The 1,329-nt window shown below is 37.1% G+C and carries 1 protein-coding gene and 1 pseudogene; both read right to left on the bottom strand.

Annotated elements, in window-relative coordinates:
- Positions 1–206, bottom strand: a pseudogene (locus AC3AX0_RS08465) (SRPBCC family protein); the annotation flags it as partial.
- 162 nt (positions 207–368) lie between these two features.
- On the bottom strand, positions 369–1,329 hold a 961-nt coding region (locus AC3AX0_RS08460; protein WP_487549862.1), incomplete at its 5' end, for a RidA family protein.

Genomic DNA, 1,329 nt, shown 5'->3' with positions numbered 1-1,329 from the left:
GTAATCCACATGTCTTCAGTGGCTTCCTTGCCAAACATGGTTCTGGTTTCTCTCCATTTCAATCCAATGATTCCATCTGTAGCTTCCTTAAGAATTTCTATTTTTTGTATTCCACTTATGTTTTTTTCTGAATTCTTTATGTCGGAAATTATATTCCATATTGATTCCTTTGCTCCATTAATTTTAACTTCAACAAATGCACTCATATTGAACCACCTAATTGAATTAACTATATTTTATCATTTTTATTACTAGTACTACAAGTAGTAGTTAAATAACAATTCAATATTAAGTGATTTTATCTTCAAATTTTCGAACACTAAAAAACGAAGCACAAGGCTTCGTTTTTTAGGTTGTGTGATTGTCAGTTATGCTATTGGAGGTGTTCCTTCAGCATTTGATACAACTGCATCGATTTGGATTAAAGCATCGTTAGGTAAAACTGATACGCCAACTGTTCTTCGTGCAGGAGTACCGCTTGGGAAAAATGTTTTGTAAACTTCGTCTACAGCATCAATATCTGCGATATTTTTAATGAAGATATTTACTTTAACCACATCTTCCATAACGTGGTCGACACTTTCTATAATTGCCTTGATATTTTTTAAGCACTGTCCAGTCTGCTCTTTTACACCACCAGCTACCATTTTACCAGTTTTTGGGTCTAAAGGTAATTGAGCCGAAAGATGATTGTAATGAGAAAACGCTACTGTTTGTGTAGATAGAGCACTTTTTGGTGCATTTTCCGTATTGTTTGCTTCTATGATAAGTCCATGCCTGTCTTCAACAAGTTGTGGAGGTGTACCATCTCCGTGTGACACAACTGCTTCAATTTGTATCAAAGCATCCATAGGTAAAGCTGAAGCTTCAACTGTTGTCAATGCGGGGACATAAGCTACGGCCCTGGCGATAGCTGAGTCTGGGAAGAATGTTGTATAGACTTCGTTTACAGCTTCAATATCCGAGAGGTTTTTAAGGAAGATATTAATTTTAACAATATCGTCAAAAGGAACGTCGATACTTTCTAAAATTGCCTTGATATTCTTTAAGCACTGTCCAGTCTGCTCTTTTACACCACCCACTACAAATCTACCAGATTTTGGATCGATAGGTAATTGAGCTGAAATATTATTGTAATGAGAAAATGCTACAGCTTGCGTAGATAAAGGACTTGTTGGCGCATTCGCCGTGTTATTTGTAAGCTTTATGAGGTCGCCTGATTGTGGTGCGTTTGGAATTGTACCTTCACCGTGTGAAAGAAGTGCTTCAATTTGCACCAAAGCATCCATAGGCAAAGCTGCAACCGCAACTTTTGTTTGTGTAGGAACG

It is taken from the genome of Dethiosulfatibacter sp., from assembly GCF_983023055.1.
This window is presented reverse-complemented; position numbering and strand designations above follow the sequence as displayed.